18 protein-coding genes are annotated in these 25,632 nt (G+C 69.3%); 10 read left to right on the top strand and 8 right to left on the bottom strand.

Features of this window, described 5'->3' with window-relative positions; all coding sequences use genetic code 11:
* Positions 1 to 47 precede the first annotated feature (47 nt).
* Together AB0H49_RS09240 and AB0H49_RS09235 are read right to left on the bottom strand one after the other, a co-directional pair.
* Positions 48 to 821, bottom strand: coding sequence for a hypothetical protein (locus tag AB0H49_RS09240; protein ID WP_357249164.1), 774 nt, complete (start codon positions 819 to 821; stop codon positions 48 to 50).
* Positions 822 to 1,017: 196 nt separating this feature from the next.
* The gene (locus AB0H49_RS09235; RefSeq protein WP_355003636.1) at positions 1,018 to 2,451 is read right to left on the bottom strand and encodes an NAD(P)/FAD-dependent oxidoreductase; all 1,434 of its coding nucleotides are present in this window, start codon (positions 2,449 to 2,451) and stop codon (positions 1,018 to 1,020) included.
* A 232-nt stretch (positions 2,452 to 2,683) separates the two neighbouring features.
* On the opposite strand from AB0H49_RS09235, the gene AB0H49_RS09230 reads away from it, so the two are divergent.
* Positions 2,684 to 4,171: a cytochrome P450 gene (locus AB0H49_RS09230; protein WP_357249161.1), complete on the top strand. Its 1,488-nt coding sequence runs from the start codon at positions 2,684 to 2,686 to the stop codon at positions 4,169 to 4,171.
* Positions 4,172 to 4,178: 7 nt separating this feature from the next.
* Here the strand turns inward: AB0H49_RS09230 and AB0H49_RS09225 are convergent, their stop codons facing one another.
* Together AB0H49_RS09225 and AB0H49_RS09220 are read right to left on the bottom strand one after the other, a co-directional pair.
* A complete protein-coding gene (locus AB0H49_RS09225; protein WP_355003732.1) occupies positions 4,179 to 5,045 on the bottom strand; it encodes a tat pathway signal sequence in 867 nt (288 codons plus the stop codon).
* Positions 5,046 to 5,171: 126 nt separating this feature from the next.
* On the bottom strand, positions 5,172 to 5,369 hold the full coding sequence (locus AB0H49_RS09220; protein WP_355003634.1) for a hypothetical protein: 198 nt from the start codon (positions 5,367 to 5,369) through the stop codon (positions 5,172 to 5,174).
* A gap of 188 nt (positions 5,370 to 5,557) precedes the next feature.
* Between AB0H49_RS09220 and recC the strand changes: the two genes are divergently transcribed.
* The 3 genes from recC to recD all read left to right on the top strand — a co-directional run bounded on the left by recC (position 5,558) and on the right by recD (position 14,443).
* A complete protein-coding gene (gene recC, locus AB0H49_RS09215) occupies positions 5,558 to 8,995 on the top strand; it encodes an exodeoxyribonuclease V subunit gamma (protein WP_357249158.1) in 3,438 nt (1,145 codons plus the stop codon).
* Between the two features lie 145 nt (positions 8,996 to 9,140).
* Positions 9,141 to 12,548, top strand: coding sequence for a UvrD-helicase domain-containing protein (locus AB0H49_RS09210; protein ID WP_357249155.1), 3,408 nt, complete (start codon positions 9,141 to 9,143; stop codon positions 12,546 to 12,548).
* Positions 12,545 to 14,443 (top strand): exodeoxyribonuclease V subunit alpha, encoded by a 1,899-nt coding sequence (gene recD / locus AB0H49_RS09205; protein WP_357249153.1) that lies wholly within the window; start codon positions 12,545 to 12,547, stop codon positions 14,441 to 14,443. Before AB0H49_RS09210 ends, recD begins: the two co-directional genes overlap by 4 nt.
* Before the next feature lie 38 nt (positions 14,444 to 14,481).
* Here recD and AB0H49_RS09200 read toward each other — a convergent pair whose 3' ends face one another.
* Positions 14,482 to 15,363 (bottom strand): amidohydrolase family protein, encoded by an 882-nt coding sequence (locus tag AB0H49_RS09200; RefSeq protein WP_357249150.1) that lies wholly within the window; start codon positions 15,361 to 15,363, stop codon positions 14,482 to 14,484.
* Positions 15,364 to 15,406: 43 nt separating this feature from the next.
* The gene (locus tag AB0H49_RS09195) at positions 15,407 to 16,456 is read right to left on the bottom strand and encodes a nucleoside hydrolase (protein WP_357249147.1); all 1,050 of its coding nucleotides are present in this window, start codon (positions 16,454 to 16,456) and stop codon (positions 15,407 to 15,409) included.
* A gap of 143 nt (positions 16,457 to 16,599) precedes the next feature.
* Between AB0H49_RS09195 and AB0H49_RS09190 the strand changes: the two genes are divergently transcribed.
* Positions 16,600 to 17,184, top strand: a complete 585-nt coding sequence (locus tag AB0H49_RS09190) for a helix-turn-helix domain-containing protein (RefSeq protein ID WP_357249144.1) — start codon at positions 16,600 to 16,602, stop codon at positions 17,182 to 17,184.
* A gap of 106 nt (positions 17,185 to 17,290) precedes the next feature.
* Here the strand turns inward: AB0H49_RS09190 and AB0H49_RS09185 are convergent, their stop codons facing one another.
* On the bottom strand, positions 17,291 to 18,889 hold the full coding sequence (locus AB0H49_RS09185) for an MFS transporter (protein ID WP_357249141.1): 1,599 nt from the start codon (positions 18,887 to 18,889) through the stop codon (positions 17,291 to 17,293).
* 475 nt (positions 18,890 to 19,364) lie between these two features.
* Complete coding sequence (locus AB0H49_RS09180) at positions 19,365 to 20,069, bottom strand: transporter (protein WP_357249138.1); 705 nt, start codon at positions 20,067 to 20,069, stop codon at positions 19,365 to 19,367.
* A 378-nt stretch (positions 20,070 to 20,447) separates the two neighbouring features.
* Between AB0H49_RS09180 and AB0H49_RS09175 the strand changes: the two genes are divergently transcribed.
* From AB0H49_RS09175 to AB0H49_RS09155, 5 genes are all read left to right on the top strand, one after another.
* The gene (locus AB0H49_RS09175) at positions 20,448 to 21,125 is read left to right on the top strand and encodes an MMPL family transporter (protein WP_357249135.1); all 678 of its coding nucleotides are present in this window, start codon (positions 20,448 to 20,450) and stop codon (positions 21,123 to 21,125) included.
* 39 nt (positions 21,126 to 21,164) lie between these two features.
* Complete coding sequence (locus AB0H49_RS09170; RefSeq protein WP_357249132.1) at positions 21,165 to 22,037, top strand: phytanoyl-CoA dioxygenase family protein; 873 nt, start codon at positions 21,165 to 21,167, stop codon at positions 22,035 to 22,037.
* 83 nt (positions 22,038 to 22,120) lie between these two features.
* Positions 22,121 to 23,278 (top strand): Zn-dependent alcohol dehydrogenase, encoded by a 1,158-nt coding sequence (locus AB0H49_RS09165; protein ID WP_357249129.1) that lies wholly within the window; start codon positions 22,121 to 22,123, stop codon positions 23,276 to 23,278.
* A 162-nt stretch (positions 23,279 to 23,440) separates the two neighbouring features.
* Positions 23,441 to 23,605: a hypothetical protein gene (locus AB0H49_RS09160; protein ID WP_357249126.1), complete on the top strand. Its 165-nt coding sequence runs from the start codon at positions 23,441 to 23,443 to the stop codon at positions 23,603 to 23,605.
* A 450-nt stretch (positions 23,606 to 24,055) separates the two neighbouring features.
* Positions 24,056 to 25,237, top strand: a complete 1,182-nt coding sequence (locus AB0H49_RS09155; RefSeq protein ID WP_357249123.1) for a helix-turn-helix domain-containing protein — start codon at positions 24,056 to 24,058, stop codon at positions 25,235 to 25,237.
* Positions 25,238 to 25,632 lie beyond the last annotated feature (395 nt).

The raw sequence follows: 25,632 nt of genomic DNA, 5'->3' as shown, positions 1-25,632 counted from the left end.
GACTTCCGGCAAACCTTTCGTGGTGGCCGGAAGCGCCTTCCGCGCGTTCAGTCGCCGACTACCCGCGAAGGGGCGTTGAAGGCGGAGACCGCGCCGACAGCGGCACCGGCGGCCGCGCCGAGGGCGGCTGCCGGAATGGTGATCGCCGCGGCGCCGACCGCCGCACCGAGCGCCGGACCCGCGACGAGGCCGACCGGCATCAACGCCAGACCGGCCACCAGACCGACCGCTGCGCCGGTCATCGCCGAGGTGAGCGCCAACGGCACCGCCGCGCCGGCACCCGCCACCGCGCCCATGGCCGCGGTGCCGACGGTCTGACTGGCGATGCGGTCGGACCGGCTGCGCTCCATGCCGATCGAGTCGAGGAACGTCGCGAGATTCGCCTCGACCATGGCGGAGTTGTCGTTGATCTGGATCGCCTGTTCGGTGTTGATCCAGTCGGGTGTGGGAACCGTGACGTCACCGAAGCGGAACTGACCCGGCGGCGGTGCGATCGGCGGAACCGGTGCCACCGGGACCGGCGCGTGCAGCACACCGACCGGCGCGAGGTAGCTTCGATCCGGCGCGGGCCGCGACCACTGCAGCGAACTGAGGGTGTTGTCGGGAATATCGAGACCCTCGTACGGAATGGTGTTGGGCGCGTCGGCCGCGGGCCACTGCGCCGGCTGATCGGGCTGGGTGACCGGATTCGTCTCCGCGGGCGCGGCATTGGCGGTTCCGGTGCCGACGAGCGCCAACACCAGGGGGACAGCACCCGCCGCGACCATCGAGCCCACCTTCTGCCGCTGCGGGTTGGGAGCTCTGTGCTTGCCTGTGGCCATACTCACCTTTCTTCGTAGCTGACATGCTCGACGTTCCACATTCGGACCCGCGGGCCGCACGGATTGGTGGAAACGCGCACACGACAGGCGAGTTGGCGTTGCTTGATGATTGCTGGACACGCGAAAACCCCGCCATTCGACCGCTGATCGAATGGCGGGGTGATGTCATCCCCGCTGGACAGGAACTCCGGGAAAGTTAGGAGACCGCGCGGTCTGTCGCCGCTTTGCCCGGCGCGCGACCGTTGCTCGCGGGCGGCGCGCCGAGCGCGGCCGCGAGTTCGTCGGCCTCTTCCTGATCCTCGTTGACCTGTTCCAAGGCGAGCCGCGCGAACACCCACTGCTCGGTGGCGGCCATCTGGCCGCGGGTGCGTCCGAGGAAGGTGACGAACCACTGGATCACCGTGATGATCCGGCTGCGGTAGCCGACCAGGTAGTACAGGTGCAGCGCGAGCCAGGCCAGCCACGCGATGAAGCCGCCGAACTCCAGCTTGCCGACCTGGCAGACGGCGCTGAACCGCGACACGGTGGCCATGCTGCCTTTGTTGAAGTACTTGAACGGCTTGCGTTCCGCGGGCGCCTGGCCCTTGAGCCCGGCCTTGATCTGCTTGGCGGCGTAGGTCGCGCCCTGGATCGCGCCCTGCGCCTGACCCGGCACGCCGGGCACGGCCATCAGGTCGCCGACCACGAAAACGTTGGGGTGGCCCTTGATGGTGAGATCGGGTTCGACGACGACGCGCCCGGCCCGGTCCACCTCGGTGCCCTCGGAGCGCTCGGCGAGCATCTTGCCCAGCGGGCTCGCCTGCACGCCCGCCGACCAGACCTTGCACGCGGATTCGATCCGGCGGATCGTGCCGTCGGCGTCTTTCACCGTGACGCCGTGCGCGTCGATGTCGGTGACCATGGCGTTGAGCTGGATCTCCACACCCATGTTCTCGAGCCTGCGCTTGGCCTTGCCGCCCAGCTTCGGGCCCATCGGGCCGAGCACCGCGCCCGCGCCCTCGATCAGGATGACCCGCGCGTCGCGCGGATCGATGTTGTGGAAGGTGCCCTCGAGCGTGCGGTCGGCGAGTTCGGCGATCTGCCCGGCCAATTCGACGCCCGTCGGTCCGGCGCCGATGACGACGAAGGTCAGCAGCCGGTCGCGCAGTTCCTGGGTGGTCGCCAGTTCCGCGCCCTCGAACGCGCCGAGGATGCGGCCGCGCAGTTCCAGCGCGTCGTCGATGGTCTTCATGCCGGGGGCGTAGGTGGCGAACTGGTCGTTGCCGAAGTACGACTGCTGCGCGCCGGTGGCGACGATCAGGCTGTCGAACGGCGTGACCGTGTTCTGGTTCAGCAACCGTGAGGTGACCGTCTTCTCCGCTAGGTCGATGTCGATCACATCGCCGAGCAGCACCTGGGCGTTGCGCTGCTTTCTGAGCACGAGCCGGGTCGCTGGCGCGATCTCGCCGACCGAGAGGATGCCGGTGGCGACCTGGTAGAGCAGCGGCTGGAACAGGTGCGTGGAGGTCTTGGAGATCAGGGTGATGTCCACGTCGGCGCGCTTGAGGTGCTTGGTGCCGAACAGGCCGCCGAAGCCCGAGCCGATCACCACGACCTTGTGACGACGGTTCTCGACAGACTGAGTGCTCATCGTCCTGCTCCTCGACAATCGGGGGGCTCGTTCCCCCGCGAACGGTTACCGACAACGTTCAACCGTAGTCGGCCCGCCCTGGACCGTCACGACGAGATCCCCGATCCGGGCGTGTGGTGCGGTGAAGCCTCACCGTCGGCGGGCCGCGGAAGTGAAGGTCACGGCGCCCGATCCGCCTGAACGACTGCGAAGAAGAGAATACGATGAATGCTGTCGTTCAGGGAGGTGTGCGATGGTCGCAGAAGACCGGGTCGCCGTCCGAAAGCGCAGCGTGCGCGCCGCATCGGAGAACGCGGATCTCATCGACATTCCCCAGGCGAGCGTCATCGATCGCGTGCTGCGCAGGCTGCCCGAACGCCACCGGGTGCTGGCCGCCCCGCCGCGCGGCAGCACGACCGTTCCGGTGCACGGCGATATCGGGCTGCCTTATCTCGGCCGCGCGTTGCACTACATGCGGTGGGGGCCCGCCGAGATGGTGGACCGCCACCGCCGCTACGGACCGGTGGCGTTGAACACCTCGCTCGGCATCGACCGGGTGCTGGTGTCCGGTCCGGAGGCGATCGACGAGGTCCTCGGCAGCCGCCGCCGCGATTTCGGCCAGGGCTGGGACTACTTCATCGGCCCGTTCTTCCGGCGCGGGCTGCTGCTGCTCGAATTCGACGAGCACATGTACCACCGCAGGATCATGCAGCAGGCCTTCACCAGGGAACGCCTCGCCGCGCATCTGGCGACCCTGACACCGATAGCGCGGGCGGCGGTGGCGCGCTGGGTGCCGCCCGGCCGCGACCGGACCACCGTGCGGCTCTACCCGACCGTCAAAGAGTTGACGCTCGAGATCGCGGGGGAGACCTTCATGGCGGTCGACGTCGGCGCGCGGCGGCGCGACCTCATCGACGCCTTCGTCGACTGCACGCACGCCGGTCTGTCGATCGTGCGCCACCCGGTTCCCGGCGGGCACTGGCGCGCGGGCCTGCGTGGCAGGCGCGTGCTCGAGCAGTACTTCACCGAGATGCTGCCCGCCAAACGGCGCTCGCAGGACGCGGACTTCTTCTCCGGCCTGTGCCACGCCCGCAGCGAGGACGGCGCGGTGTTCTCCGACGCCGACGTGGTGAACCACATGATCTTCCTGATCATGGCCGCCCACGACACCACGACGACCACCGCCACCGCGGTCGCCTATTACCTGGGCAAACATCCGGAATGGCAGCGCAGGGTACGCGCGGAGGTGCTCGCGGTGGATGCCGAAACCGGCGACGCCGCAACGACCATCGCGGACCTGGACCGCCTGCACGATCTGGACCTCGTGGTCAAGGAGTCGCTGCGGTTGATGCCGCCGGTGCCGGGTCTGGTGCGCCGCGCCGTGCGCGACACCGAGATTCTCGGCCACTACATTCCCGCGGGCACCGCGGTCGACCTGGCCTATCAGGTCAACCACCTGCTGCCCGAGCTGTGGACAAGGCCCGAGGTGTTCGATCCGCTGCGCTTCGCCGAACCGCGCCGCGAGGACCACTCGCACCGGCTGGCGTGGCTGCCCTTCGGCGCGGGCGCGCACAAGTGCATCGGCATGCACTTCGGCACCTTCGAGGTGAAGACCCTGATCTCGGCGATGGTGCGCGAATACGAGTGGGAGATCCCCGGCGACTATCGAATGCCGTGGGGGTTCACCACGATTCCGTTCCCGCGCGACGGCGCCCCCATGGTGCTGCGCCGCCGCGCGTGACCGCTGGTCAGCGACCGGCGAGCAGCATTTCCGCGACCTTGGTGTCGGTCTCGGCTCCCTCGGTGTAACCGCCCGCGTCGCCGAGCGAGCTCATGATCGCCAGCGTGTACCGCTCGTCGGGGCCGGCGAAGCCGACCGAGTTGACCACCCAGCCGCCCTGCTCGGCCGACCAGCCGTTCTTGAGTCCCGGCCGCATGCGGGCGCCCGCGCCCCAGACGCCCCAGTGCTGGTTGTAGTCGACCGAGCGCATCCGGTCGAGCAGGTAGTTGCGGTCGTCGGGGTGCATCCCGGTGAGCACGTGATCCATCAGCCGGTCCAGGTCGGCGGCGGTGCACTTCTGGAACGACCAGTCGGGGAAGAGCGCGGTGCTGGTGGGCTGCGGGACGAGCGAGACCATGCCGTTGGCGCGGAAGGCGTTGTTGTACGCCATCCGGTCGAAGCCGGCGTACTTGTTCCAGAGCAGGTCGGCGGCGGCGTCATTGGAGGTGGCGAGCATGGCCTCCAGCAGATTGCGGTCTTCCGGCGAGAGCGCGATGGCGCCGACGCGGGCGCGATTCAGCAGATCAGCGGCGATCGCGAGCTTGATGGTGGAGGCCGTCCACACGGAATTCTCGGCGTGCTCGTTCGCGTACACCCCGCCGGTCACCCGGTCGCGCACGACGTAGCCCGTGACGCCGGGGCGCGTCTTCAGGTAGGCGTCGACCGCGGCGATGCGACTGCTCATGTCGCAATCGAAGCCGGCCAGGCACGCGGCGGAGGCGCGCGGCGCGGCGGTACCGGGGAGCAGGGCGGGCGCACTCGGGATCAAGATCGCCGCGGCGGCCAGGACACAGGCGGATGCGGCCACGCGGGGAACTGTCCGGGTGGCGGCCATGGGGTAACGCACGAGGGACCACGATCGCACATCCGCGCCGCTGACGCACGTCTTGAGCTCGGCAGGAAGGTGTGTTAAGGCGACCGTTGCGCGCTTGTACCGCAGCGAGTTTCGTCGCGCCGCGATTCAGGTGAAGGCGGCGCGCAGTTCCTCGACGGTGCGTCCGTTGAGCCGATAGCAGTGCTCGAACGCCTCGGTGTGGCGGTCGCGCGGCCAGGTGTGTAGGACGACGGTGCGGCCGTAGTGGCGTGAGTTGACGAGTTCCCATCGGTCACCGATCCGGCGGACCGTGAAGCCGCCTCTCGGCAATAGGGGAATCACCATCGCATCCATGAACGCGAACCAGCCTTTCGATGCAGCTCTCCCGTTCCTCCCCGGACCAGCACTCTGGCACACGGGTCCGACGGGTCCGGCGTGACACGGCCGAGGATTCCGTTCGCGTGTGGCTCAATTCACTCGTCGACGGACGGGGCGGCGCGGTTGCGCGACGGTCGCTGGCGTATAAACGTGCAATGCCGCTGCACATCCACCGGGCCGAGCGCGCCGACGCCCTGGCGGACGCGCTGGCCGAACTGTTGGCGACGCCGCAGCCGGATCCGTTCGCGGCGGAAGTCGTCGCGGTGCCCGCCAAGGGTGTGGAGCGCTGGCTCACTCAGCGGCTGTCCGCGGTGCTCGGCGTCTCGGCGGGCGGCAGCGACGGTGTCGCGGCGAATATCCGGTTCCCGACCCCGGCGGCGCTGGTCGCCGAGGCGCTCGCGGCGAGTGCTGGTGTGGCCCATGACGACGATCCGTGGTCGCCGCAGCGCACCGTATGGACGCTGCTGCGGGTGATCGACGCCGCGCTCGGCGAACCGTGGTGCGCGGTGCTCGCCCGCCACCTCGGCGGCGCCGACCCGTCCGGTCGCGACCACCGGATCGGCAGGCGTTACGCCACCGCGGCGCATCTGGCCGCGCTGTTCGACAGTTACGGCGCCCAGCGACCGGCGCTGATCGCCGAGTGGGCGGCGGGCGCCGACACCGATGGCGCGGGCCGTCCGGTCCCCGACGATCTGCTGTGGCAGCCCACGCTGTGGCGGCGGTTGCGCGCCGAGATCGGCCTGCCGAGTCCCGCCGAGCGATTGGGCGCGGCCTGCGCCAGGCTGCGCGCCGAACCCGAACTCGTCGCACTGCCGCAACGACTTTCGCTGTTCGGAGTGACCCGGTTGCCCGCCGATCAGCTGGCGGTTCTCGCGGCGCTCGGGCACACCAGGGACGTGCACTTGTGGCTGGCGCATCCGAGCCCGGTCATGTGGTCGGCGATCGCGCGGCTGTCGCCCGCGGCGTCCCGCGCGGCCGACGCGTCCGGGCGGTCGGTGCGTCATCCGCTGCTCGCCGGGCTGGCGCGGGATGTGCGCGAGTTGCAGCAGCGATTGTCCGGACCCGCGGCGGCCGGGTCGGATACGCACCTTTCGCTGTATGACGCGAATGTCGCCGGAGCGGAATCGCGGATCGCGGCCGATCGCACGAACGACGTGGTGCGGGCTGCGATCTCGGCACCGGGGGAGCGTGGTGTCCGGCAGTCGCCGACCTCGCTGCTCGCCGCGTTGCAGGCCGGCATCCGCGACGACGTGTGGCCGCCGACCGAACTCGTCCCCGCCGACGACAGCGTGCGGGTGCACGCTTGCCACGGGCCGTCCAGGCAGGTCGAGGTCCTGCGCGAATGCCTGCTCGGCCTGTTCGCGGCCGATCCCACGCTGGAACCGCGCGACGTGCTGATCATGTGCCCGGAGGTGGAGGCGTACGCACCGCTGGTGCGCGCCGCGTTCGGCTCGCGCGCGGGTTCCGGCGAAACCAGCACCGACGCAGCCCATCCCGCGCACTCGCTGCGGGTGCGGCTGGCCGACCGCGGCCGCGGCGTGACCAATCCGCTGCTCGCGGTGATCGGCGTGCTGCTGGAGCTGGCCGACGGGCGCGTCACTGTCACCCAGGTGCTCGATCTCGCCGCGTCCGAAACCGTCCGCCGCCGTTGCGGATTCGACGACGACGCGATCGAGCGGCTGCGCGGCTGGGCCGCCGAATCCGGTGCTCGCTGGGGGATCGGGCAGCGCCAGCGCCAGGCGTTCGGGCTGGCCGATTTCGCCCAGAACACGCTGAACGGCGCGGTCGATCGGATCCTGCTCGGCGTCACCGCCGACGAATCCGCCGACGACTGGCTGGATCTCGCGCTTCCGCTGGACGACGTGGACAGCAACGACGTCGATCTCGCCGGTCGGTTCGCGGAGTTCGTCGATCGCCTCGCGGTATGCCTGCGCGATCTGCGCGGTCCGCGTCCGGCGCATGAGTGGGCCGCTGTGCTCGGCCGGGCGCTGGACCTGCTCACCGACGTCCCCGACAGTCAAGCCTGGGTGCGCACCGAGGCGCGCAGGGAGATCGCCGCGGCCACCGAACACGCGGGCGCGGTGCCGCTGCGACTGGCCGACGTGGCCGTGCTGCTGTCGAGCAGGCTGGCCGCCCAGCCCACCCGCGCGAACTTCCGCACCGGCGAGCTCACCGTGTGCACCATGGTCCCGATGCGGTCGGTGCCGCACCGCGTGGTGGTGCTGCTCGGGCTCGACGACGAGGTGTTCCCCCGCGCGGGCGGCGTGGACGGTGACGACGTGCTCGCGCGCGATCCCCTTCTCGGCGAACGCGATCCGCGCAGCGAGGATCGGCAGCTGCTGCTGGACGCCGTGCTCGCGGCGCGGGAGAAGCTGTTGCTGTTCCACACCGGCGCCGACCCGGTCAGCGGCGCGCACCGCCCGCCGGCGATCCCGGTCGCCGAACTGCTGGACGCGCTGCGCGCCCACGTCGGCGCGGCGGGCATGGACGCCGTGCTCGCCCGGCACCCGCTGCAAGGCTTCGACCGCCGCAACTTTCACGGCGACCGGCCGTTCAGCTTCGACACGGTCGCGCTGGCGGGTGCGCTGGCCGCGGGCCGCACGCCCCAGCCTCGGCCCGTCTTCCTGCCGGAACCGCTGCCCTTGCCGGAACCGTCGGATGTAGCGCTCGCCGACTTGATTTCCTTCGCCGAACATCCGGTGCGCGCCTTCCTGTGGCAGCGGCTCGGCCTGCGGGTGCCCGAACACGAAGAGGACATCGCCGACCGCCTGCCCATCGAACTGGACGGCCTCGCGAAATGGGAACTGGGCGAACGCATGCTGACCGCGCGGCTCACCGGCGCCGATCCGAACGGGCTGCGCGCCGCGGAGTGGCGGCGCGGCACCCTGCCGCCGTTCGGGCTCGGCGGCGCGGTGCTGGACGAGATCGAGCACACCGTGGACAAGCTGGTGCGCGCCTCGCTGCCGGACTACGAGGGACAGGCGAGGGCCGTCGACGTCGCCATCGATCTCGGCAACGGCCGTAGGCTCACCGGCACCGTGCCCGAGGTGCGCGGAAAAACGTTGGTGCGCACCACCTTCTCGCGCTTGGCCCCGAAACATCGCATCGCCGCGTGGGTCGCGCTGCTCGCGCTCGCCGCGACCGAGGACCGCTCCTGGCGCGCCGTCACCACCGGGCGCGGCCAATTCGGCCGCCCGGCATGGCGTTCCGTACTCACCGCGCCGGACGCGCCCGCCGCGGTGGCGATCCTGCGTGAGCTGGTGAAGCTGCGCGACGCGGGTCTGACCGAGCCGCTGCCCGTCGCCCCGGCCGCGACCGCGGCCTACGCCGAACGTCGCTTCCGCGGCGCGACCGCCGAGGAGGCCTTCGCCGCGGCCGAACGCGAATTCAACGGCGGCCCCAACGGTCCCGGTGCTTTCGGCGACCACACCGACCGCCACCTGCGCTACGTGTGGGGCTCGGCGCCGCGGCTGGAGCAGTTGATGGAAGCCCCCGCTCCGGCGGGCGAGCCGGGGGAGAGCACCCGGTTCGGTGCGCTGGGCCGCCGCCTGTGGGCGCCGCTGCTCGGCGCGGAAAGCCAGGGGCAGCCGTGATCCCGACGCCGCCCCCGCGCAGGTCCCGACGCCGTCCCGGCGTGTCTGCGCGCGTTCCCGAGCGAACGTGGTGCGATTCCTCCGGGCGATTGTTCGGCGCCCGGTTCGACGAAATCCCTGTGCGGGGCGAAAGGCGGTGTGTCGCATGACCGTTCAGGACACGGTCCGCGCCCCGTCGGTGGAGGCGATCGCGTCGTTCGACCCGTACGGCCCGCTGCCGACCGGCACCACGGTGCTCGAGGCCAGCGCGGGCACCGGCAAGACGCACGCCATCGTCGGACTCGCGGTGCGTTACGTGGCCGAGGCGGGGGTCGAGATCGGACAGCTGCTGCTGGTGACCTTCAGCCGGGCCGCGACCCAGGAGTTGCGCGAACGCGCCCGCGACCGGTTCGTGGCGGTGGCGGCCGCGCTCGCCGACGCGCAGACGGCGCCGGCACACGCCGACGACCTGGTCCGGCACTTGGCAGACACCGACGCCGCGGAAGTGCGGCGCAGGCGAGCCAGGCTGCTCACCGCGCTCTCGGATTTCGACGCGGGCACCATCGCCACCACCCACAGCTTCTGCCAGCGCATGCTCGACGAGCTGGGGCTCGCGGGCGAACACGACCCGGGTTCGCGCCTCGTCGAATCGGTCGACGAGCTGACCTGCACCGTTGCCGACGACCTTTACCTGCACCGCTACGCCCGCGCCACGCCGCCGTTCTCGCTGAAGGAGGCGCACAGCCTCGCGCTGGCGGCGGTGCGCGACCGGCACGCCCGCCTCGTGCCGCGCGGCGACGGGACCGCGGGGGAGCGGGTGGCCTTCGCCGAGGCGGTGCGCGCCGAGACCGAACGCCGCAAACGCCTTGCGGGACTGCGCGATTTCGACGATCTGCTGGTGCTACTGCACGACGTGCTCGCCGATCCCGACCACGGTCCGCGCGCCTGCGCCCGTATCCGGGATCGCTACCGCGTGGCGCTGGTCGACGAGTTCCAGGACACCGATCCGCTCCAGTGGGACATTCTGCGCCGCTCCTTCCACGGCGAGACGACTCTCGTGCTGGTCGGGGATCCCAAGCAGGCCATCTACGCGTTCCGCGGCGCGGAGGTGCTCAGCTACCTGGACGCGGTCGCGCACGCCGACCGGCGCAGCGAGCTCACCACCAACTGGCGCAGCGACGCCGGACTGCTCGCCGCGCTGGAACGCCTGCAGGGCGACGCCGCGCTCGGCCACCCCGAGATCACCGTCTACCCGGTCGCCGCGACGCGCCCGTGGTCGCGCCTGTCCGGGCCCGCCGAACTCGTCACACCGATGCGGGTGCGGTGCCTGCCGCGCACCGGGGCGGGCCCGCTGAACAAGTCCGGCTTCCCGTCCGTCGGCCGTCAGCGCGCCAAGGTCGCCGACGACCTCGCCGCCGACATCGTGCGCCTGCTGGAATCCGATGTGCGAGTGACCGTGCCCGCGCCTAAGGCGAACGCGGACTCGGCCGCACAGGTGCGAGAATCGGTGCCGGACACCGACATCGACGGCGTCGTCCGCCGTCCGGTCGGGCCGGGCGACATCGCCGTTCTGGTGCGCACGCGCTCCCAGATCGATGTGGTGCGGGCAGCGCTGGACCGCGTCGGCGTCGCCTCGGTGCTGGCGGGCGGCACCAGCGTGTTCGGCACGCCGAGCGCCACCGAGTGGCTGTGGGTGCTGCGCGCGCTGGAACAGCCGCACCGTTCCGACCGCGTCCGTTTGGCCGCGTGCACGCCGATCCTGGGCTGCACGGCCGCCGACATCGACAGCGGCGGAGCCGATCTCGTCGGACGGGTGAGCGCGCAGCTGCGCGAGGCGGCCCGGCTGTTCGCCCGCGCCGGATTCGCCGCAGTCTTCGAAAAACTTTCCGCCGAAACCGGTCTCGCGCCGCGGCTGCTCGCGATCGAGAACGGCGAACGCCAGCTCACCGACCTCAGGCACATCGCTCAGCTGCTGGATCAGGTCGCGCTCACCGAGGGTCTCGGTTTGACCGCGCTGACCCGCTGGCTGGCCGACCAGGTGCGCGACCCCGCCGCGAGCGCCGTCGCCGACCGCTCCCGCAGGCTCGACCGCGACGCGGCGGCCGTGCAGATCGCCACGGTGCACGCCAGCAAGGGCCTCGAATTCCCCATCGTCTACCTGCCTTTCGCGTGGGACAGCGCCAAGAACCCGTACCCGGCCACGCTCCTGTTCCACGATGACGACGGCGCGCGCGTCCTCGATGTGGGCGGCCAGGAGGCCGTGGGCTACGCCGAGCGCAAGCTGCGCAGCGAAGCCGAGGAGGCGGGCGAGGAACTGCGGCTGCTCTACGTCGCGCTGACCCGCGCCATGTGCCAGATCGTCGCCTGGTGGGCGCCCGCCATCACCACTGCCGCGGCGCCGCTGCATCGGATGACCCTCGGCCGTCCCGACGGCGGTGAGGCGGTCCCCGGCCGGGCCGCGGTGCCCGCCGATCAGCAGGCGGTGCCGATGCTGGCGGCATGGGCGGCCGCCGCGCCGGAGGCGATCTCGGTGACCGCGGTCGAACCGGCCGAGGACGTCGAGCCGCGGCGGGTGCGCACCGAACACTCCAGTGGTGACCTGGCCGCCGCGCGCTTCGACCGCGTCATGGACCAGCACTGGCGGCGCACCTCGTACTCCGCGCTTACCGCGGGCGCGCACGAGATCGGCACGGACACCGAGCCGGAGGACGAACGCGGACCGGAGGACGAGCCGTCCGCGCCGCCCCTGGACGCCGCCGAACCGGCCACCGTGGCCGCCCCTTCCCTGATGAACGCGCTGCCCTACGGCGCGGAGTTCGGCACCCTGGTGCACGGCGTGCTCGAGCAGATCGACACCGGCGCGGCGGATCTCGACACCGAGGTGCACACGCGCTGCCGCGCCGCGGTCGAGGAATTGATGGCCGACATCGATCCCGCCGTGCTCGGCGCGGCGCTGCTCGCCGTGTTGCGCACGCCGCTCGGATTCGGTTGTCTCGCCGACCTTTCCCGCCGCGACCAGCTCGCCGAGCTGGAGTTCGAGCTCCCGCTCGCCGGTGGCGACACCCCGTCCGCGCGGGCGGCGACGCTGCGCGGCATCGCGGATCTGCTGCGCGAGCACCTGCCGCCGGACGACGACCTGACGTCCTACGCCGACCTGCTGGCGGGCCTGGACGACATCCAGCTGCGCGGCTACCTCACCGGCAGCATCGACGCCGTGCTCCGCGTCGCCGATCCCGACGGCACACCGCGTTTCGTCGTCGTCGACTACAAGACCAACCGCCTCGGCACCGGCGACCTGACCGTCGACCACTACACCAGGGAGCGCATGGCCGCCGAGATGCTGCGCTCGCACTATCCGCTGCAAGCGCTGCTGTATTCGGTCGCGCTGCACCGGTACTTGCGCTGGCGGCTGCCCGGCTACGACCCGTCCCGCCACCTCGGCGGCTGCCGCTACCTGTTCGTCCGCGGCATGGTCGGACCCGAGACACCGCCCGGCCGAGGTGTTTTCGACTGGACGCCGCCGGTCGTGCTGATCACGGCGCTGTCGGATCTGCTCGCGGGGGAGGTCCGATGACGTCGATTCAGTTGGCGCAGCGCGGGACCGGGCTGCTGCGGGTCTTCAACGAGGCCGGGGTCTTGTCGGCTGCGGACGTGCACGTGGCGCTGCGGCTCGGGCGGTTGGGGCGGGAGGAGTCCGAGGAGGTGCTGTTCGCGGCGGCCTTGGCCGTGCGGGCGGTGCGCTCGGGCTCGGTGTGCCTGGAGCTGAACCGGATGCGGGAGATCGGCGTCGACGCGGACGAGGACTGGGACGCGGGGGCGGGCGTCGACCCGGCGACGCTGCCGTGGCCGGACATCGCGGCGGTGACGGCCGCGCTGAAGGTCAGTCCGCTGGTCTGCGGAGGACCCGCGGGTCCGCTGTGCCCGCTGCGACTGGTGCCGCCGCAACGTGGCGACGACACCGGCCCGCTGCTCTACCTCGATCGTTATTACCAGCAGGAACAGACCATTCGGCGGGTGCTCACCGAACGCGCGGGGACCCATCCCAAGATCGACGTTCCCGTCGTACGCCGGGAACTGGACCGGCTGTTCGACAGTCCGCTGGGCGAAGGACCCGACCGCCAGCGCCTCGCCGCCGCGCTGGCCGCCACGCACTGGACCACCGTGGTGGCGGGCGGGCCGGGCACCGGGAAAACTCACACCATCGCCCGCGTTCTCGCACTGCTCGAGTCGCACCGCAGGGCCGATCCCAAGGCGGCCGCGCTGCGTATCGCGCTCGCCGCGCCGACCGGCAAGGCGGCCGCGCGGCTACAGGAGGCGGTCCGCGAACAGGCGGGCGACCTGGGCCTGCCCGAGCTGACGGCCGCCACGCTGCACCGCCTGCTCGGCTGGCAGCGCGGACGCCGCACCCGGTTCAAGTACCACGAGTTCAACCGCCTGCCCTACGACGTCATCGTGGTCGACGAGACCTCCATGGTGTCGCTCACCATGATGAGCAGCCTGCTCGCCGCGTTGCGCCCCGACACCCGGCTGGTCCTGGTGGGCGACCCCGACCAGCTCGCCTCGGTGGACGCGGGCGCGGTGCTGGCCGATCTGGTCGCCGGACCCGTTGCCGGCGAACCGAATCCGGTGCTCGATGAGATCATCGGTGCGGGCGGGCACGAGCCGGGCCACGACGCGGAGGCGCTGACGCCGTTGGAGCGAACGCGGCTGCGCGGTGGCATCGTCCGACTCACCAGGGGGCGGCGCTTCGGCGGGCGGATCGCCGATCTGGCCGTCGCGGTGCGCGCGGGCGACGCCGACGCGGCGCTGGAGCTGCTGCGCGCGGGTGGTCCCGAGCTGTCGTTGTGCGCGCCGGAGGACACCGCGCCCGTGCGCGGGGACGTGGTGCGGGCGGCGCGGGCGGTCACCGACGCCGCGGTCGACGGCGACGCCGCCGGTGCGCTGCTCGCGCTGGAATCGCACCGGCTGCTGTGCGCGCACCGGCAGGGCCCGTTCGGCGTGGAGCGCTGGGACCGGATGGCCGCGGACTGGGCGGCGGCCTCCGGCGCGGGACCCGACACACATTACGCGGCCGGGTATCCGGGGCAGCCGCTGCTGGTCACCGCCAACGACCACGAGGCGCGCATCTACAACGGCGACACCGGCGTCATCGTCCGCATGCCCGATGGATCCCTGCGCGCTGCCCTCCAGCGAGGCAGCGAGCCATATCTGGTGCACCCCACCCAATTCCCCGCGGTGGTCACGGTTTTCGCCATGACCATCCACCGCAGCCAGGGCAGTCAGTACGACACCGTCTCCGTCGTGCTGCCCGAACCCGAATCCACGCTGCTCACCAGGGAATTGCTCTACACCGCGATCACCAGGGCGCGCAAGCACGTGCGCATCATCGGCACCGACGAGGCGATCCGCGCCGCCGTGGACCGCAGGGTGCTACGCGCCAGCGGCCTCTCCCGGCGCGAGATCCGCTGAATGGTACGCCTCAGAGCAGGTTGCGCAGTGACGTCGAATCAGCTCAGCGAGAAGAGATCGGCCGCGTTGTGATAGCAGACCTGCCTCAACCAATCGTCACCGAGGTCGAGACGCTCCAGGGCTTCGATGGCGTGGCCGTAGCCGTAGGGGATGTTGGGGAAATCGCTGCCGAACAGAATGCGCTCACCGTACTCACGCACACGGCCGTACTCGGCGACGGGGAACGGCGCGTCCGCCTCGCTGAAATCCGTCCACACCATCGTGGTGTCGAGGTAGACGCCGTCGTGCCGTTCCGCCAAGTCGAGGAACTGCGCGTACTCGGGGGTGCCCATGTGGGCGACGATCAGCCGCAGGCGCGGAAAGCGTCGCAGCAGTTCGGCGATCGGCTCTGGGCCGGTGAACCGGCCGGGAGCGGGACCGGAACCGCAGTGGATCAGCGCGGGGACCCCGGCGTCCTCGAGCAGTCCCCAGACCGGCGACAGCAGCGGGTCGCCGGGTGGGAAATCGCCGACCTGAATGTGCACCTTGAAGACTCGCGCACCGCGTTCGATCGCGGTGCCGACGTAGTCCGCCGCGCCGGGCTCGGGATAGAAGGTGGCGGTGTGCAGGCACTCGGGGGTGCGGGCGGCGAATTCGGCGGTCCAGTCGTTCAACCACGCGGCCATCTCCGGCTTGTGCGGGTACACCAGGGCGGTGAACGCACGAACACCGAAGTCGCGCAGCGTCTTCAGTCGCACCTGCTCGTCTTCGCGATAGGCGATCGGCCAGCTGCGGCCGGTCAGCGGACCCACCGAATCGAAGTACGACCAGACCTTGCTCAGCACCCGTTCCGGCATGAAATGGGTGTGCACGTCGATGATTCCGGGCAGGTCGAGTCGCGCGCGGAAGTCCGCGAGGTAAGCGTTGTCGTCGTCGATCACCGGAGGTCCTTCGTCGGGCGGGGTGAAGCGGGCAGTGCTCGCGTCATGCGCGGCTCTCCCGAGGGGGATAGAGGTTCTTCGCGAAATCGCCGACGCGCGCGATGAGCCGCTCGAAGAACAGCTCGGGATCGGTGCCGACGACGATGTCCGCGTTGGGTTCGCGCCCCCACATGCCCGCCCAGTCGGCCACCGTCGTCGCCCGCGTCAAGGTGCCGGTCAGCTCGACGTCGACGGTCGCCGGCCTGGTGCGGGCCAGGGACGGGTCGAGGGCCACCGCCGCGGCGAACGGGTCGTGCATGTGCGCGAGATAGCCCTGGTCGTAGGCGCGATGGAACTCGAAATAGAACCGCACGGCGTCGGACACATGGCGCACAACGGGATTCGACGCCGCCGAGCGGGTGCCAGGCACGTCGTCCTCCGACACCGTCTCCGCCGGGTGGCTGAGCGCGCGCTCGGCGAGCAGCGCCAGGTGCTTCGGATACATCTCGACGGTCTCGGTGATGTCGAGGGCGCACACCACCGGTCGGCGGTCCGGCGGGGCGGCGGAGAAGGCGTCGAACACCTCCTTGGCCGACTCGGGATCGACGTGCACGTTCCACTCGTTGGTCGGCGTGGTGTTGCCCGGATGGTTGAACGCGCCGCCCATGATGACCAACCGGCGCAGCAGCCGCGGCAGTTCGGGTTCGATGCGCAGCGCCAGCGCGAGATTGGTGAGCGGACCGGTGCACAGGCCGACGATCTCGCCGGGATGTTCGCGGGCCAGCGCCACCCACATCTGCGCGGCCGTGCGGTCGGAACACGCGCGTCGGGTCGCAGGCAGCTCGGCGTAGCCGACGCCCTGCGGGCCGTGGGTGTCCTCGGTGGTGCGCAAGGGGATGGCGAGCGGTTCGGCCGCGCCGAGGGCGACCTCCATCTCCGGCGCCCGGCATACATCCAGCCACGCGAGATTGTTCGCGGCGACCTGGGCGGCGGACACATTGCCCGCGGTCGCCGCGATACCGAGGATCTGGGCCTCGGGGGAGGCCAGCAGGTACAGCAGGGCCAGCGAATCGTCGATTCCGGTATCGACGTCCACGATCATCTTCTGCCGCACGATTCGACAGTAATCGACGCCGCCGGGTGCGGTTCGTCCAGTGCCTGACGCATGGCCGGAGGGCCGCCGCGACGCTCGGGCAAACGTACTGATTGTACGTACGTCTAGAACATCCGTCTGAGACGTGCGGTAGCCTGGTCCGTATGGGAAACCGTGAAGACCTCTTGGCCGGAGCCCGCAAGGCGATCATGGAGCGCGGCGTCGCCAAGACCACCGCCCGCGACATCGCGAACGCGGCCGGGGTCAGCCTGGCCGCCATCGGCTACCACTTCGGTTCCAAGGACCGGTTGATCACCGAGGCGCTGGCCGAAGCCCTCGGCACCGGCATCGGCGACAGCATGGGTGAGCTGATCGCGGCGACCGAGGGGCGTCCGATGTCCGAAGCGTTCGCCTCGATGATCGATGGACTGCCCGCGGTGTTCGCCGCCAATCGCGAAGGCATGCTGGCCAGCATGGAGAATCTGCTGCGCATGGCCCGCTCGCCGGAATCGCGGCGGTTCATGTCCGAGAGCCTCCCGCAGGCGACCGCCGACCTCGCCACCACCCTGCGCGAAACCCACCCGCACTTGACCGAACGGCAGGCCGAAGCGATCGGCGAACTCTACTTCGCGCTCACCCAGGGTCTTTCGGTGCTCTGGTTGATCAGCCCCGACGGCGCGCTACCGAACGGCGCCACCCTGTCGACCGCCCTCGCGGCGCTGGCCGACGCGCCCGAAACCGCCATGTGAACCCGCTCGATCGAGAAATGAATTCGACGCGGAGCTGGGTGGTTGCACGCCGCGCAAGGATGCCACGGGCGCCGCATTCGTGGGGTAATTCTTGCCGCCGGGGCCGTCACTCCTCGTGAGTCAACGGACCCGCCGGGATCTCGCGCAGCTTGCGGACCGACACCACCGCGATGGCCAGTGCGGCGACACCGGCGATGCCCGCGGTGATGTGCACTCCGTGCAGGAATGCTTCGCGCGCCGCCGCGAGCACGGATTCGCCGAGGGCCGTCGGCACCTGGGTCGACACGTGCACCGCCGCGCCCAAGGTATCGCGGACGGATCCGGAGTCCGCCTCGGAGAGCCCGGCGGGTAGCGAGGACGACAGGTCGCCGCGGTAGATCGCGATGCTGATGCTGCCCAGGATCGAAATGCCCAGCGCACCGCCGAATTCCGCGCCGGTTTCGGAGACGCCCGAGGCGGCGCCCGCCTGCTCGGGCGGTGCGGCGCCGACGACGAGTTCGGTGGTGATGCCGAAGACCGGCGCCAATCCCAGCGCGGAGATCACCGAAGCCGAGAGCGCCAGACCGTAGCCGCCGGACGCGCTGAGCTGCGTCATCATCAGCAGCCCGACACCGGCCACGGCCAGTCCGCCGCCGATCAGGTAGGCGGGCCGCACCAGTTGAACCAGCCGTGGTGCCAGCTGCGATCCGACGATGAACCCGATACCCGAGGGCGCCATCGCCAGACCGGCCGCCAGCGGTGACATCGCGAGCACCAGTTGGAAGTACTGCGCGACGAACAGGAAGTAACCGAACGCGACGAAGATGCCGACGATGTTGATCAGTAGCGCGACGCGGAACCGGCTCAACCGGAACAGACGCAGATCCAACATCGGGTCGGCGCGGGTGAGCTGACGCCGCGCGAACAGCACGCCGAGCGCCGCGCCACCGATCAGGCCCGCGAGCGCCGCCGCGCCGACGCCGTCCTGGGCGATCTTCTTCATGCCGAACACCACCGCGATCATGGTGCCCACGCACAGCGCGGCGCTGATCGGATCGAGCCGCCCCGCCTCGGGGTCGCGGAACTCGGGAAGCACCTTCGGGCCGAGCGCAAGCAGCAGCACCATCACCGGCACCGCGAGCAGGAACACCGATCCCCACCAGAAGTTCTCCAGCAGCACGCCACCGAAGATCGGCCCGACCGCGCCGCCCGCCGAGAACGCGCCGACCCACACGCCCACCGCCACCGAACGCTGCCGCGGATCGCGAAACATGTTGAAGATCAACGACAGCGTGGACGGCGCGAGCGTGGCTCCCGCGATGCCGAGCAGCGCCCGGCAGACGATCAGCGCCTCGGCGGTGGGCGCGAACGCCGCGACCACGGAGACCACCGCGAACGACGCCGCGCCGATCATCAACATGCGGCGCCGGCCGATCCGGTCGCCGAGGGTGCCCATGGTGATCAGCAGACCGGCCACCATGAAGCCGTAGACGTCGATGATCCAGAGCAGCTGCGAGCTGGTCGGATGCAGGTCGGCGCTGATCATCGGCACCGCGAGGTGCAGCACCGTCAGGTCCATCGCGTAGACGAGGCAGGCGAGCGCGAGCACCAGAAGGCCCACCCACTCGGTCCGTCCGGCGAACGCGGGTGCCTCGCTGTGCACGCTCTCGTCGACGATGTCCACGGTGCGGGTTCCTTCCGGCGTGCCGAGGTCGATAGCCGTCATGTCTGTGCAGACGACGGGTGAACTCACATTTCATCGCCCGCGCCCGGTCGAGCGCAAAGGGTTTTTCGTGGTCCCGTCAGGGGCGCGTCGACGCCCGCTAACGCTGGGCCGTGTGGACGGCGATTATTCGGTGGCGCGCGGTGGCGCCCGAGTCCTACAGTTCGGTGCGTTGGCAATCCGAAGGGGATAGTTAGGCTTGACCTGCTTCTTTTCTCGGTATGTAACCAGGAATACACCAAAGTTTCCGGGCCAGACGTCCAATCAGTTGAACGGCCTGGCGGTCGTCCGTCGCAGGTTCGTGCCCTCGGCGGGGCACATCGAAGATGGGAACGCGGGTGACCTGGGGATCTGCTCTGTCCAGCTGGTTATAGAGGCGGATTTCGCGCTTAGTTGAGGCGGATTCGCGTCGTGTGTGTCAGAGCGGCTTGATGCGCCCAAGGTCTGGGTGGTTTCACCGCCGCCCAGGCCGTGGTGCTCATGCGACTTCAGCTCCTCGGACAGGTGACGCGGCGAAGGGGTCGATGCCTGCGCCGACCCGCGTGTTGTGGGCAGCGAACGCGGTGTAGGACCGGTAGACGACGAGCATCGCCAGTCCCCAGGTGAATAGTGCGAGGGTGTAGAAGAGGGTGTGGTTGGTGTCGTCGCCGGGGATCTGCCAAAAGTCGTAGATCGAGGCGATGGCCACGTTCAAAGCGGTAGCGGCGGCCACAGCCCCGGCGTGGGCGCGCTCGCCGATCTCCCAGAGCCTCCAGGCGAAGTAGCACAGGAAGCCGGAGGTCGCGAGCGCGGTGATCAGGAAGAACACCTTCCCAGGCGTGCCGATCTCCTGCGCACATTCCGAGAGAAAGAACCCGAGAATGGCGGCGAGGGCGAAAACGCCCACTTCGAGCCTGGCCGTCGGCTTGTACCCATGGGTGACGACCAGCAATCCGAGGACCAGGATCAGCGTGAACCCGATCGAGCGCGAGAACGCGTCCAGGAAGAAGGCGATGTGGAACATCGGGGAATCGGGACCGGCCATCGTCAACCCATAGATCAGGAAATTGATTCCCGACATGCCCATGATGATCCATTCAAGGCCGATCAAATAGTTGTGATGTCCTCGAATGAATTTCACGCCGCAGATGAGTCCGATGGCGAGCATCCAGATGTCTGCCGCCGCGAAGAGTACCTCGCGCATTCGTCGCGCCTCCTTGAATGTGACCGTGATCTCGTGCGGCTTCCACAGTGGCGGGCTTGCAGGGACGCCCACAACGGCGACGTGCAACCACATGTCGCGGCGGCTGCAACACATTGCACCACGAATCCATGTGGCATCGAATTGGCCTATGAGCGGCGACGAGCAGGTCGGCAGCAGCGATGCTGATAAGTGCTGATCGACACACTTGCGGACCGAACGGCGGAGCCTTCATCTGCGACCCGACAACTTTTAAGCCCAACACTCCCCACGACCGCACCCGCTTCCGAACACACCGCTGAGCTGGTGCGCGCCATCCGGGAAACCGCGGGGGCCCTACACACCGAGCAGGGAGCCGCCCTGCACCTGACAGGTGAGACCGTGATCGGTATCGACGTGGCCCGCAAGCTCTCCGATGCGTTGGTGCCCTTATTGCTCGTGCTGTTCGGCCTGGCGATGGACTACCAGATATTCCTCCTGTCCCGCATGCGGGAGACCTACGTCAGCGGCAAGAACACGGCGCTGGAAGCAGTGCGCATCGGATACGCGGGCAGCGCCCGCGTCATCACCGCCGCGGCGGTGATCATGATCGCGGTCTTCGCCGGATTCCTGTTCAGCCACGACACGATGATCGGGCCGATCGGCTTCGCCATGGGCATCGGCGTGCTGTTCGACGCACTCGTCGTCCGCATGACACTCACCCCGGCAGTCATGGCCCTGCTCGGCCGCCACGCATGGTGGCTACCTGCTCCACTCGAACGCCTGATGCCCCACGTCGATATCGAAGGCGAAACCCTCCTCGAACCAGCTGCGCCGAATCCGAGCCGAAGGACGGCCGCGCTGCAGCAGCCAGGCCGGCATCGGGGCGCGATCGGACACTCGGCGACCGAGGTGTGCAACGTGCACCAGTCTCAGGTGCATCCGTGGGCACTACGCCGTGGTGGACACACGCCGCTGCAAGCAGAGTGGCAATACGCCGGCGGCCGCGAACCGCGGGTACCCCAGCAATCCGCGTCGGAGACGGAACTCCGTGGTGAACAACAACATCCGACCTCATAGCTCTGGGTGAGTCCATTCAGTCAAGACGAAGGTGAAACCATGGCATCGACGGCAGACAGTCAGTCACGGCTCTTGCGTAAGGTATCGCGGTCGACGGATGTGCGGGAAATCCTGCAGATCGTGGCCGAGGACGGGGCGGTGATCATCGGCGAATTCTTGTCGACCGATCAGGTCCGCCGGTTCAACGCCGAACTCGACCCTGCACTGGGAGAGGTTTCGGCGGGATCGCAGCATTGGAATCCGATCATGCAGGAGTTCCACGGCGCCAACACCAAACGCATGACAGGCCTGGTGGCGCAGAGCCCGACATTTCGCAGCGAGATCCTCGACGATGATCTCCTGCATGCCCTGGGCGAGGGAACATTCCGCGATCATCTGGGGGACTGGTGGCTCTCGACCGGGCAGGTCATTCAGATCGGCCCCGGCAACCGGGCCCAGTTCCTGCATCGCGACAACGAGAACTATCCCGCCTTCGCCGCCATGGGCAAGTACGCACCCGAGGTAAGCGCCAATCTCCTTGTCGCGCTGACCGATTTCACCGACGCCAATGGCGCGACCCGAGTGCTACCGGGAACTCATCTCGCCGACGACTTCGGTATGCGCGGAGATCCTGAGGAAACCGTCGCGGCCGAGATGAGCGCCGGTGACGCGTTGTACTTCTCCGGAAAGGTCTTGCACGGGGGCGGCGCGAACCAGACCCACGACCAGTGCCGACGGGCAGTGAGCATCGCCGTTCAGGCATCGTTTCTGACTCCAGAGGAGGCACACGCGCTGCTGATCGACCGAGACACAGTCCGCGGACTCTCCGTGCGGGTGCAGAAACTACTCGGGTTCCGCTCGCAGTACCCCGTGGGATCACCGGGCCTGTGGACAGCCGATGCCCACGAGATCGCTGATCGCCTGGGCCTCTGACACACCACGCTCGACGGGCCGCCATGGCAGTGCCAAAAGTGCCAGCGCGGCCCACCACAGCTCAACGAATCAGGAACCACCACATGCCTACTCACGACACCACCAACTTTCAGCCGACTCTCATCCGCGCCGTCGTCCTCGACGACGACGGCAAGATCACGCTCAGGGACGTCGATCTGGCGCCCCCGGGTCCCGGCGAAGTGCAGGTCCGGATCGTCGCGGCCGGGGTCTGTCACTCCGACCTGCACGTCACTGCTGGCGCATGGCAGGTGCCACAGCCGGTTGTCCTGGGGCACGAAGGATCAGGGATCGTGACCGCGGTCGGTGATGGGGTCGATGACCTCGAGATCGGCGACCACGTCGTGCTGTCGTGGGTGCCCGGCTGCGGGCACTGCCGCACCTGCCGCGCCGGACGACCCGCGCAGTGCGCGCTGGTGGCGACTATCGTCGCGCCCGGCGGGGTGCTCTACGACGGCACGACCCGCTTGTCGGACGCGACCGGCCCCATCCACCACTATCTCGGAGTGTCCTCGTTCGCCGAGGAAGTAGTGGTCCCGGCGTCCGGCGCGATCAAGATTCGCGACGACGCCCCACTCGATGACGTCGCGATCATCGGCTGCGCCATCGCTACCGGTGTCGGTGCGGTCCGCAACACCGCGGCGGTCCGTCCGGAGTCCACCGTCGCCGTGATCGGCTGCGGCGGAGTCGGTCTGGCGTGCATCCAGGGTGCGCGACTCGCGGGAGCAACCCGCATCGTCGCGGTCGACGTCGTGGCCGACAAGCTCGAACTGGCCGTCACGCTCGGAGCGACCGACACCGTCGATGCCGCCGCGGTGCCCGACGTGGTCGCCGCGCTCCGTTCGGCCGTACCCGACGGCTACGACTACGTGTTCGACGCGATCGGCAAGATCCGCACCACCGAGCAGGCCATCGCCGCACTCGGGCTCGGCGGCGCGGCCGTGATCGTCGGCCTTCCCGCCCAAGGCGAATACGCGACCTTCGATCCACTCGCGCTCGCCGAAGCCGACCAGCGCATCCTCGGCTGCAATTACGGCTCGTCCATCCCGCACCGAGACATCCCGGAACTGGTGGACGAGATGATGGCAGGCCGCCTCGATCTAGCCTCGATGATCTCCGCCCGTCGGCCGTTGTCGGAAGCCGCCGACGCCCTCGCCGACCTGTCCGCCGGCCACGCCCTGCGCCAACTCCTGCTCCCTGGCCAGGACGCCGTCGAAGGCTGAGGGACTACAACAGCACCCACCTATGGGAGTGGAGTGTGCAGCGTGCACCGCCTCGCCTAGGAAGACGGTGCACCTCCTCGTAGCCGGTGGTATCGACCTGCCCGAAAACTGGCAGACGCTGCGCCACCACGAACCACCGGGGGAATGCGAAGGAGCGCCATCATGTTCGACAACCTGTTTCGGAGTGGGCAAGGTGACATCCCGGATATGCCGATTCCGCGGCTCGGATCTGAACTCGAGCGGTTCGAGGAATTCGCCGTCGACTGTGTCGACCCGACACCGATACCAGCGAGCGAGGACTGGGTGCTGATCAGATCCGCATCATGATGGACGCCAACTTCGCCGAGCCGCCGGTCGCTGCCGCCGCATCGACCCACGTTGATGGACAGCGAATTGCCGGTCCTTCTCGCTGTCATGGGCAAACCCGGTCCAGACGGCCCGTGCCTGAGCCTCGCCGAGATCCGCACGCTGATCATCGACAGACGCCTCCCGGCACGCGTCACGGCGCGCCTGAATTCTGGGGGCGAGCGGTAGATGCCGTCGATGGCGCGAAGCATGGCAGGCGGGCGTGCAGACAGCTTCCCAGCCGGGACCCGTCCACCCGAGACCGAAACGTGGGCATTGCACAGGCCCGCCGTTGCCGACAATCGCCACAGCGGGGGAGTTGAGGCCGTCGTGGCGGTTCTCGGAGAGTCGGGTGCAATCGAGCCACCAATGGTGAACAGTGCACCCATGGAGGAACTATGGCCCACGCCGAGCGAGCGGGTGTGTGCGCTGATGCGCGGCGTTGCCGAACGAATCCTGCCCACCACCGAGGAGCTCGTCGACGAAGTCTTCTCCGCCTCCCAGCTCAGAACCCAATACCAGTTCGTCGTCGAGGACCCGGTGCTCGCCGCAGGGGACCGGCGCATGCACAAGACGTATCTCATCCACTGGCTCACGGCGACCATCCAGAACCCTGGCCGGCGCGTTCCGCCGTGCGAGGATCCAGAGACTCTGAATTTCGCCCGTGACCTCGTGCGGCGAGGGCTGGACACCAGCGATCTGGGATCGTGGCGTGCCGGCCAGCGGATCTCGTGGAAACGGTGGACCGACGAGTGTTTCGCCGCGACCAGTGATCACGAACTGCTGCGTGAGACCTTGAAGGTATCGGGGTATTCGATCATCACCTTCGTCGATGACTCGATGGCCGCTCTGGCCGAATATGTCGAAGCCGAACGCACCGACCTCGCCCGCAGCGCCCACGCCGAACGGCACGCCACCGCGCAGCTGTTGATCGAAGGCGCCCCGATCAGTCGTGCGCGCGCTGAGGCGCGCCTGGGCTATGCCCTCACCGGCACCCATGTGGCCGCCATCGTCTGGGTGGACTCCACCGAACGCTCCGAGGTGCTCGAGGCGGCGGCCGAGCACGTGATGCGGGCCTGCGGCGCCAGTCGGCGTTTGACGTTGGTGGCGAGCACGAATGCGCTCTGGTTGTGGATTCCCACCGATCAGGTCCCACCGACGTCGATGCTGCAACCGAAGCTGAAAGCACTGTCCGGTGTACGGGTGGCGTTGGGCCGACCCGGACGTGACATCGAGGGCTTTCGCCGCACCCACCTGGATGCGGCCACCGCACAGCGAGTCCTGGCACGGCTGGGTTCGGCGCGCCAGGTCGTACGCTACGAAGACATCCAGCTCATTGCGGCCCTGTCTGCCGACATGGCCCAAGGCGAACAGTTCGTCACCGACACCCTCGGCGAATTCGCGACCGCCGACACCGTGCTGCGGGAGACAGCCCTGACCTATGTGCAAGAGCGCTTCAACGCCACCAGCACGGCCGAGCGCCTGTTCACCCACCGCAATACCATCGAGCGCCGACTGGCCCGCGTCGACCGGCTGTTGCCGAAACCACTGGTCGACAACGCCACCAGTGTGGTCGCCGCACTGATGTATCTGCAGCTGCGCGACGACCGTTGACCATGTTGCTGCCGGAGCTAGAAACGACCAGCGTTGTGAGCCGCGTGGCGGCCGGCAAGCCTTTCGAGGTTAGCCAGTGAGGTCGTGAATTCGGTGGCGAGCACGCGCCGCAGCAGCCTCGCGACGATCGGGGTGAACCGGCCGTAGGAAAGCTCGATCGATGACCCCGTAGGTGACGTAGGTGAGGTCGGTGCCCGAGGAGTCGGTTGCCGGCTCCATTCGCACGAACGGCCGGATTTCGCCGACACCTGCAAATCCTTTCCCGGTGAACGTGCATTCGCGGTGCGGAACGGCGGTGCGGTGCACCTTCATCCATCGCCGATGCGACACCGCACCACCCTCGCGCGGCCTACTCCGCTGAGCGGCGGCCGACGACTCGGTCATGACGGTCCCGG

This window comes from Nocardia sp. NPDC050713 (genome assembly GCF_040654315.1).
Lineage (GTDB): Bacteria > Actinomycetota > Actinomycetes > Mycobacteriales > Mycobacteriaceae > Nocardia.
Note: the sequence above shows the minus strand (reverse complement) of the source record. Positions and strands in the feature narration are given on the sequence as shown.

Coding starts and splice junctions, on each gene's coding strand:
- AB0H49_RS09160 (WP_357249126.1), top strand. CDS start 23,441: ATGTTCGACAACCTGTTTCGGAGTGGGCAAGGTGACATCCCGGATATG.
- AB0H49_RS09185 (WP_357249141.1), bottom strand. CDS start 18,889: ATGACGGCTATCGACCTCGGCACGCCGGAAGGAACCCGCACCGTGGAC.
- AB0H49_RS09180 (WP_357249138.1), bottom strand. CDS start 20,069: ATGCGCGAGGTACTCTTCGCGGCGGCAGACATCTGGATGCTCGCCATC.
- AB0H49_RS09165 (WP_357249129.1), top strand. CDS start 22,121: ATGCCTACTCACGACACCACCAACTTTCAGCCGACTCTCATCCGCGCC.
- AB0H49_RS09235 (WP_355003636.1), bottom strand. CDS start 2,451: ATGAGCACTCAGTCTGTCGAGAACCGTCGTCACAAGGTCGTGGTGATC.
- AB0H49_RS09210 (WP_357249155.1), top strand. CDS start 9,141: ATGACCGTTCAGGACACGGTCCGCGCCCCGTCGGTGGAGGCGATCGCG.
- AB0H49_RS09190 (WP_357249144.1), top strand. CDS start 16,600: ATGGGAAACCGTGAAGACCTCTTGGCCGGAGCCCGCAAGGCGATCATG.
- AB0H49_RS09155 (WP_357249123.1), top strand. CDS start 24,056: ATGCGCGGCGTTGCCGAACGAATCCTGCCCACCACCGAGGAGCTCGTC.
- AB0H49_RS09170 (WP_357249132.1), top strand. CDS start 21,165: ATGGCATCGACGGCAGACAGTCAGTCACGGCTCTTGCGTAAGGTATCG.
- AB0H49_RS09240 (WP_357249164.1), bottom strand. CDS start 821: ATGGCCACAGGCAAGCACAGAGCTCCCAACCCGCAGCGGCAGAAGGTG.
- AB0H49_RS09220 (WP_355003634.1), bottom strand. CDS start 5,369: ATGGTGATTCCCCTATTGCCGAGAGGCGGCTTCACGGTCCGCCGGATC.
- AB0H49_RS09230 (WP_357249161.1), top strand. CDS start 2,684: ATGGTCGCAGAAGACCGGGTCGCCGTCCGAAAGCGCAGCGTGCGCGCC.
- recC (WP_357249158.1), top strand. CDS start 5,558: ATGCCGCTGCACATCCACCGGGCCGAGCGCGCCGACGCCCTGGCGGAC.
- AB0H49_RS09225 (WP_355003732.1), bottom strand. CDS start 5,045: ATGGCCGCCACCCGGACAGTTCCCCGCGTGGCCGCATCCGCCTGTGTC.
- recD (WP_357249153.1), top strand. CDS start 12,545: ATGACGTCGATTCAGTTGGCGCAGCGCGGGACCGGGCTGCTGCGGGTC.